This window comes from Streptomyces sp. NPDC058375 (assembly GCF_042723425.1).
In the GTDB taxonomy this organism is placed as follows: domain Bacteria; phylum Actinomycetota; class Actinomycetes; order Streptomycetales; family Streptomycetaceae; genus Streptomyces; species Streptomyces durocortorensis.
Genome location: NZ_JBHXJG010000319.1, coordinates 1 through 6,876, shown reverse-complemented (window position 1 = coordinate 6,876; position 6,876 = coordinate 1). Strand labels below are relative to the sequence as shown.

Annotated in this window: 7 protein-coding genes and 1 pseudogene; 3 read left to right on the top strand and 5 right to left on the bottom strand. The window is 65.9% G+C overall.

The window, feature by feature from the left end; genetic code table 11:
* Window positions 1-274: 274 nt before the first annotated feature.
* Both ACFWM7_RS32040 and ACFWM7_RS32035 read left to right on the top strand, forming a co-directional pair.
* Window positions 275-1,972, top strand: a complete 1,698-nt coding sequence (locus tag ACFWM7_RS32040) for a DUF262 domain-containing protein (protein ID WP_383267388.1) — start codon at window positions 275-277, stop codon at window positions 1,970-1,972.
* Window positions 1,969-3,228 (top strand): type II toxin-antitoxin system HipA family toxin, encoded by a 1,260-nt coding sequence (locus tag ACFWM7_RS32035; RefSeq protein ID WP_383267386.1) that lies wholly within the window; start codon window positions 1,969-1,971, stop codon window positions 3,226-3,228. The genes ACFWM7_RS32040 and ACFWM7_RS32035 overlap by 4 nt, the downstream gene beginning before the upstream one ends.
* 5 nt (window positions 3,229-3,233) lie before the next feature.
* Here ACFWM7_RS32035 and ACFWM7_RS32030 read toward each other — a convergent pair whose 3' ends face one another.
* The 3 genes from ACFWM7_RS32030 to ACFWM7_RS32020 form a co-directional block, all read right to left on the bottom strand.
* Window positions 3,234-3,800, bottom strand: coding sequence for a GNAT family N-acetyltransferase (locus ACFWM7_RS32030; protein ID WP_383267383.1), 567 nt, complete (start codon window positions 3,798-3,800; stop codon window positions 3,234-3,236).
* Between the two features lie 61 nt (window positions 3,801-3,861).
* Entirely contained in the window at window positions 3,862-4,395 is a 534-nt protein-coding gene (gene cpt / locus ACFWM7_RS32025; protein WP_383267380.1) for a chloramphenicol phosphotransferase CPT, read from the bottom strand.
* Window positions 4,392-4,751 (bottom strand): HGxxPAAW family protein, encoded by a 360-nt coding sequence (locus tag ACFWM7_RS32020; protein WP_383267377.1) that lies wholly within the window; start codon window positions 4,749-4,751, stop codon window positions 4,392-4,394. Before ACFWM7_RS32020 ends, cpt begins: the two co-directional genes overlap by 4 nt.
* A 159-nt stretch (window positions 4,752-4,910) precedes the next feature.
* On the opposite strand from ACFWM7_RS32020, the pseudogene ACFWM7_RS32015 reads away from it, so the two are divergent.
* Window positions 4,911-5,347: pseudogene (locus ACFWM7_RS32015) on the top strand (MarR family winged helix-turn-helix transcriptional regulator).
* On the opposite strand, the gene ACFWM7_RS32010 reads toward ACFWM7_RS32015, so the two are convergent.
* Together ACFWM7_RS32010 and ACFWM7_RS32005 are read right to left on the bottom strand one after the other, a co-directional pair.
* Window positions 5,344-6,270 carry a M55 family metallopeptidase gene (locus ACFWM7_RS32010; protein WP_383267375.1) on the bottom strand — a complete coding sequence of 309 codons (927 nt, stop codon included), beginning with the start codon at window positions 6,268-6,270 and terminating at the stop codon, window positions 5,344-5,346. The pseudogene ACFWM7_RS32015 and the gene ACFWM7_RS32010 overlap by 4 nt on opposite strands.
* Before the next feature lie 152 nt (window positions 6,271-6,422).
* Complete coding sequence (locus ACFWM7_RS32005; RefSeq protein ID WP_383267372.1) at window positions 6,423-6,776, bottom strand: hypothetical protein; 354 nt, start codon at window positions 6,774-6,776, stop codon at window positions 6,423-6,425.
* Between the last annotated feature and the right edge of the window lie 100 nt (window positions 6,777-6,876).

Below are 6,876 nucleotides of genomic sequence, written 5' to 3'. Positions count from 1 at the left end.
CCTCCGGATGGAGGTGGTAGCCCTCGCTCGTCCCGTCGGGGTGGTCAGGGGCAGCCGGAAGTAGCTTCTGAGTAGAGTGGGTCCTGAACTGCCAGGTTCTGATATCAATGCGCAATGGCGACATACTCATACAGATCGCCCCTTGAGCGAAGGCTCGAGGGGCCGCGCTTTCGCCTCTGTTGTTGCAGAGCTCGGTCAATGGCTGAACTCATTTGTCGATGAAGGTCGAATCGGTCAAACTAACGACACACAGCCAGTCGGAGGAGCGATGAGCATGGGCACTGCAGGCCTCGAAACACAGCCCAGCGCGACGACGTACGACCTCGAAGACCTGGTCACTCACGCGTGGAGCGGGAAAGTTCGCGTGCCTCACTTTCAACGAGACTTTCGCTGGGGCACGCAAGACGTCATCCGGCTTTTCGACAGCATCATCAAGGGCTACCCCATCGGTAGCCTCCTCCTCTGGGTCAGGCGCTCCCCCGCCGACACACTGATGCTCGGCCGCCTCAAGATCGAGGCCCCCGCATCGGAGGAAACACTCTGGGTAGTCGACGGTCAGCAGCGCATCACAAGTCTGGCCAACGCTCTGTCCCCGCGAGGCAACCTCCAGGCCCCGTTCTCTGTTTATTACGACCTTGCGGCGAAGGAGTTCGTACAGCAGCCGAAAACCCTCGAACCGCAGCACATCCCGCTCCCGGTTCTGTTCGATCTCAAAATTCTAATTGGCTGGTTCCGCGGCGAGGGTCAAGCAGCCTTCGAATATTTCGACGAGGCCGACCGGGTAGCCAAGATCCTGCGCCAGTTCAAGGTTCCGGCATACCTGGTACGGCAGGACGATGAGAAGATCCTTACCGACATCTTCGATAGGATGAACAACTACGGGAAGCGGCTCAGCCGAGCTGAGATCTTCTCTGCTCTCTTCGCTGGCCCTGAGGAAGGTCACCAGAACCGTCTGTCCCTGTCTCGCATTGCCGATCGAGTCGCCGACCGCACGGGCTTCGGAACGATCGATGATGACACTGTGCTTGCGGCGATCCTCGCCCGGCGTGGCCCCGACCCGGCTCGAGACATCCGCAACGAGTTCGAGGAGAGCGGACGTCGCACACCACGAGAGTTCCCTGACGAGGACCGAGACACTGCATACGCAGAGGGAGAAGAAGCCCTCGTTCGCGCCGTCAGCTTTCTCCAGAAGCACGCTGGCGTGCCCCACCTCTCGCTCCTCGCCTATCGTGCACTCCTCGTTGTCCTCAGTCGCTTCTTCGCACATTTCCCCGAGCCGCAGGAGAACACTCTTCGACTTCTACGTCGACTGTACTGGCGCGTAGCCGTTGCCGGCCCGGCTGTTTTCAAGGGCAGTTTCACCCAGGTCGGCCGGGTACTGTCGGCCCGTATCAAGCAGGACGACGAGCGGGGCTCAGTCCACGGACTCATCGCAGCTATGGCCGATGCTCCCACCTCCCCACCAAACCCCGTGCGGTTCAAGACCAACGAAGCGACCGCCAAGGTCGTACTCAGCGCATGGTGGTCTCTCGGCCCTCGCTCGCTGGTAACAGGTCGACCGTTTGACGCGCAGGATCTCGCCACCCTTCTGGGAGACCAGTCAACCGCCGCCATGGCTGCTCATCGGATCTATCCTCGCGGTCTTACTCCGCAGCAGCAGCTCCTCGCGGCCAACCGGCTTTTTTTGCCCACCTCCTCGGACCCTGTCGACGAGATCCCAGTATTGCTCAGCCAGAAGCCGATCGATCTCGACGATGGAGAATGGGAGGCAGTCCTAGCTTCACACTGCATCGACGAATCGATGATCAGTGAAATCCTGAACGGCAACCGCAACGCTTTCCTGAGCAAGCGACAAGAGGCGGTCACGAGGCAGCTGCAAAAATTCCTTAATCGCATGGCCGAGTGGAGTTACGAAGATACCCCTTCACTGGACTCACTCGATCTTGACGAACTGGACGACCTAGCCGAATGACGCCACTTCCTGAGAAGTTCTTCGCGGTTTTTCTGCATGGCCGGCGTATCGGGACTCTGTGTCAGAAAGGGGACCACACTCGCTTCGTACTCAGCGAGTCCTACCTCAGCGCTCCGCTGCGGCCCGTTCTCGGCTTGCGTTTCGAGGAGGGATTGAACAAGCCGTATGCCTCCGCGCTCCGCCTACCGAAGTGGTTTTCCAATCTACTTCCCGAAGGCCCCCTACGTGAGTGGATCGCCCAAGACCGAGGTGTGTCACTCGACCGCGAGATGGAACTACTTGCCCAAGTTGGCCACGACCTTCCTGGTGCAGTGCAGGTCATGACAGCAGATGGTCCGGATGACGACTGGGATTGGGTAGAAGGAGAAGCCAGCAGCAGCGGAACCCGATTCCTCACCTCTGAATCGCCATGGCGCTTCTCCCTCGCTGGCGTCGCGCTCAAGTTCTCCATGCTGGCGCAAGGAGACCGCCTTACTGTTCCCGCCGCCGGCCAGCACGGCGACTGGCTGGTCAAGTTCCCGGATTATCGCCACAAGGACGTTCCACGCAATGAATTCGCGATGATGTCTCTGGCTCGGTCCGTGGGCATCGACACTCCAGACGTACGCCTCGTTCATCGCGACGAGCTCGATGGAGTTCCTCCGCGCATGTGGCCCAACGCCGAGGAGTGGGCATACGCGGTACGCCGCTTCGACCGACTGCCCGATGCCCACCGCACCCCAGTTCACATCGAAGACTTCGCCCAAGTTCGCGACAAATATCCTCAGGACAAGTACGAGGGAACTTTCGAGACAGTCGCCGCTCTCGCCTACCGCGGCCGGGATATTGCAGGACTACACGAAGCTGTCAGGCGCATTGCCTTCTCCACGGCAATCGGAAACGGCGATGCCCATCTGAAGAACTGGTCACTCATCTACACCGACCGGCGGGTACCGACCCTTTCCCCTGTGTACGACCTCGTTTCGACAGTCCCTTACGCCCCCTCTGGTGTACCCGAGGATCTGGGGCTGAAGTTCGGTGGAAGCAAAGACTTCGCGAACGTAGGTCTCAACACATTCAGACGACTTCAGTCCCGACTTGACCATCGTATGGGGAGCGCGCACACAGACCTCGCAGCTATTGCGGCAGAGACCGTCGAGCGCACACGAGTGCTCTGGCCGAAGTTCGAAAACGTCCTTGCGAGCAGCACTGAACTGCGCGCGAGTGTAGACGGATGGATCCGTCACCAGGTAGCAAACATGCTGTCCAAACCTTGACGCCCTCACCGCAGCGAAGGCCGTGCCCGTCCCGCCCAGTACTCGTCCGCCGTGATGCCCAGCAGGACCACGTCGTGGTACGTGCCCGCGAAGAACTCGTGCTGGCGCAGGCGGCCCTCCTCCACGAAGCCGAGTTTGCGGTAGAGGGCCAGGGAGGCGTCGTTGAAGGCGTACACCTCCACCTCGCACTTGTGGCAGCGCTGTTCGGCGAACATGTAGGTGAGGACCAGTTCGGTGGCCTCGGCCGCGTAGCCCTGGCGGCGGTGTTCCCGGGTGACCTCGATGCCCGTACGGAAGCGGCCCGCCCTTGCGTCCGTCTCGCCCACCGACACCGCGCCGACGAAGGCGTGCTCGAAGCGGGTCTCGATGACCAGTTGGTACGAGGACGGGTTCGGGGTGCGGGCTGCGCGTTCGGTGGCCCAGGCGCGGAAGCTCTCGTCCGAGCGCGGGGGTTCGACCACGTCGGCGTTGCGGGCGTCCACGGTGTGCAGGGCCAGGGCCCGGAAGCCCTCCCAGTCCTGGGGTTCGATGCCCCGCAGGCGTACTCTCTCGCCGGTCCACAGGTCGGTCATCTCGCTCCAGCCAGGTGTGAGGGGGTGTAGGCGTGCAAGGGCAGGTCGCTCAGTCGGGCGGTCAGGTTGCGTGGGCCGCGATCGTCCTCGCGCAGGTCAGGGACTCCGTGTGTGTCGTGTCCACCTCCAGGTCGTACGACACCCCTCGGTGCACCTTCTCCGCCTGGGCTGCGGCCATGCCCCTCGGGCGGTCCCCCCGGGCGATCTCTCGGGCCTCGGCCACCTCGCTCTCGCAGTGGACGCCCACCCACAGGACGTTCAGGCCCGTCAGTGCCTTCCGCCATGGTTCCTGGGAGGCGGGGCCGCCCAGGAACACGTCGTCGATGATCACGCGGGCGCCCGCCCGGGCCATCGCGGCGACCCCCTCGCGCCAGGCCGCCTCCAGTCTCCGGAACTCCTCGCCGACGGTCACGCCGCCGTCGGCGGCGAACGCGATGCCCGCTGCCGTCGTGCGCAGGGACGCGGGCAGGGAGTCCACGAAGGTGTCGATCGCGGCGGCGAGCCACGGGGTCGGCAACTCCGCCTGGAGGCAGCGGACGATGCCGGACTTGCCGGAGCTGGAGCCGCCGTTCAGCACGATCGCCTGGGTCGTCACCCGGTGATCGTAGAGGCAACCCGTGCGGTGTTCGAGGCGTTTTCGGACCGGCGTGCGCCGCGTCCTGCCAGGCGGCAGCCCAGGCAGTCCGGGTGCCCCCGCCGGACGGCGCGGTCCCGTATCCGCCAGGGCCACTCGCTCTCGGGGCGGGGGCCGCTCGGTTTGCCCCATCCGGCGAGTTGGAGGAGCCAGGTCAGCGCGCCGGCACCGAGCGTGACGGCGGCGCCCACGAGCGCCAGGGATGCGGAGACCGAGGTGACGGCGATGCCTGTGAGCGTCAGGCCGATGACCGCGACCGCCGTACCCGCCCAGCCAGCGGCCGTGTGGCCCAGGTCGACGTGGCCGTGTGCACTCATGACTCTCCCCAGGAAGCAAACAGTAGGCTGATCGAGAGAAGACTTATCTCACGAACTAAACTACTTAGATGCTAAGGGAATTTCTGCGTGGACGGCACGTCACGGCCGGACGCCGCCCCGGAGCGGCCGAGCGCCACCCCGGAGCAGGCGCATGCCCGGATGGACCGGCTCATGGCGCTGGGCATCGTCGCCCAGCACGACATCGCGGGTCGGCTCGGGCTCAACATCACCGATCTGACCTGTCTGGGATTCGTCCTGGAGGCCGAGGGCGCGGGGACGCGACCGCCGGTGAGCTGGCGCAGCGCGCCAACCTCACCACCGGCGCCATCACCGGCGTCATCACCCGGCTCGAGCGCGCCGGGTACGTACGTCGGCAGAGCGATCCGGCCGACCGCCGACGAGTCAGAGTGGTCGCCGACGAGACCGCCGCCGCCCGGCTTTTCGAGGTGTACGGCCCCAACTACCAGCGATTCGCCGCCCTGTTCGCCGCGTACGGGCCAGACGAGATCGCCGTGCTCGCCGACTGGTTCGAGCGGGCCACCCAGATCATGAGCACCTCGTTGGACGAGGTGCGCGGCGGCGCGGATGCCTCTTAAGCCGGCCTGATCGTGGACAGCTGCGCGAGCAGCAGGATCAGGCGGTACGCCGTCCCGTAGTCGGGGGCCGTGAAGGCGACCGTGCGGGCGCCCGCGGTGCGCGAGACGCCCGGGACCAGCGTCGCCAGGTCGACGGTGTGCGGGATCGCGAGGTCGACCTCCACCTCCAGTGGCCCGGTGAGAACCAGGAGCGGGATCTCCGTGCGGCGGCTCACCGCGTCCGCCGCCGCCCTGCGCAGCCGGTCCCGGGCCTCCTCCGGGTGCAGGGTCACCGCGGCCGCCATGCCCAGGGCCTCCTTGACCGGGACGGTGACCGTGCCGGGGATCAGGTCGGCCGCCTCGGCGCAGGCCGCGTCGTCGCCGCTGAGCAGGACGACCGGTACGCCGAGGTGGCCGGCCATGGCTGCGTTGAGCCCGATCTCGCCCAGGGAGCGGGTGGTCGTCCGTACGTCCTCGCCCGGCTCGCGGCCGGTCACCCGAACGTCGTCGCTCTGCGCGTGGCCGGTCATCCGTACATCGCCGCTCTGCGCGCGGCCCGCCACCCTTACGTCCAGGATCTCGCCGTTCATCGTGTGCGCCAGCACGCCCGGGCCCTCCCCCGCGCGGACGTGGTAGCCGACGAACAGCGCCGCGTCCGTCTCCGCGTCGAGCCCGGCCAGCATGTTCAGTGCGCGCGGCTTGCCCCGCACCAGGCGGGCCCGGCGGTCGAGTTGCTCCGGCAGGAGGTTACGGAAGGTGCCGTGGGAGTCGGCTACCAGCACATCGGCCGTCGGTTCGGCGTCCAGGACGCCCGCGATCACCGCGTTCGCCTCGGCCGTCATCAGCTCCCGGCCGCGCTGGTAGTCGTAACGCTCGGGGTTCGTCTCAAAGGAGTGGACGATCCCCGAGATGCCTTCCATGTCGACCGAGATCAATGCCTTCATGGGGCTGGGATCCTACCCGTCGTCCTTACCCGTCAGGAGCCGGCGAGGCTCGCCCGTGCCGCGTCCATGAACGCCGTCTTCGCCTCCTCCAGATGCTCGTTGACCTCGACGTCCCCGATGTCGCGCCACACGGCGGCGTTCAGCGCGTGGCGTTACGTCCTCACCGGCTCGCGCAGTGCCTCGTCGCACAGGAGCGTCACATTGCCGGACGCGGTCCACAGCGCGGTCATCACCGGGCCCGTCTGAGTCATCCAGCCGTCCTCGTCGTCACCCCACGGATCGGGGCGGCGGTAGGCGGCTCGCTCGGCGGCCTGGGCGCAGGCGACGAACTCCTTCAGTACGTCGAGCTGTTCGGACCGGCGGCTCTCCGTCGTGGCCACGGCCTGGCGGCGCTCCTCGACGCGTTCCGCCGAGGGCTGGGTGGCTCGTTGGGCGAGAGCCGTCAGGCCGCTGCCCAGCGCCACACCCGCGAGCGAGACGACCGACGTCCATAGATCGGCAGCCATGGTGATGCCCCTTCGCCCGTTACCTGTTCCGCCTGTTTCTCTGTGCCGCCCGCCGGGGCCATGGTCCCGCACGGTGGCCGAGGGTGTGCCTGTGCCCCCG

Coding starts and splice junctions, on each gene's coding strand:
- ACFWM7_RS32040 (WP_383267388.1), top strand. CDS start 275: ATGGGCACTGCAGGCCTCGAAACACAGCCCAGCGCGACGACGTACGAC.
- ACFWM7_RS32035 (WP_383267386.1), top strand. CDS start 1,969: ATGACGCCACTTCCTGAGAAGTTCTTCGCGGTTTTTCTGCATGGCCGG.
- ACFWM7_RS32030 (WP_383267383.1), bottom strand. CDS start 3,800: ATGACCGACCTGTGGACCGGCGAGAGAGTACGCCTGCGGGGCATCGAA.
- ACFWM7_RS32020 (WP_383267377.1), bottom strand. CDS start 4,751: ATGAGTGCACACGGCCACGTCGACCTGGGCCACACGGCCGCTGGCTGG.
- ACFWM7_RS32010 (WP_383267375.1), bottom strand. CDS start 6,270: ATGAAGGCATTGATCTCGGTCGACATGGAAGGCATCTCGGGGATCGTC.
- ACFWM7_RS32005 (WP_383267372.1), bottom strand. CDS start 6,776: ATGGCTGCCGATCTATGGACGTCGGTCGTCTCGCTCGCGGGTGTGGCG.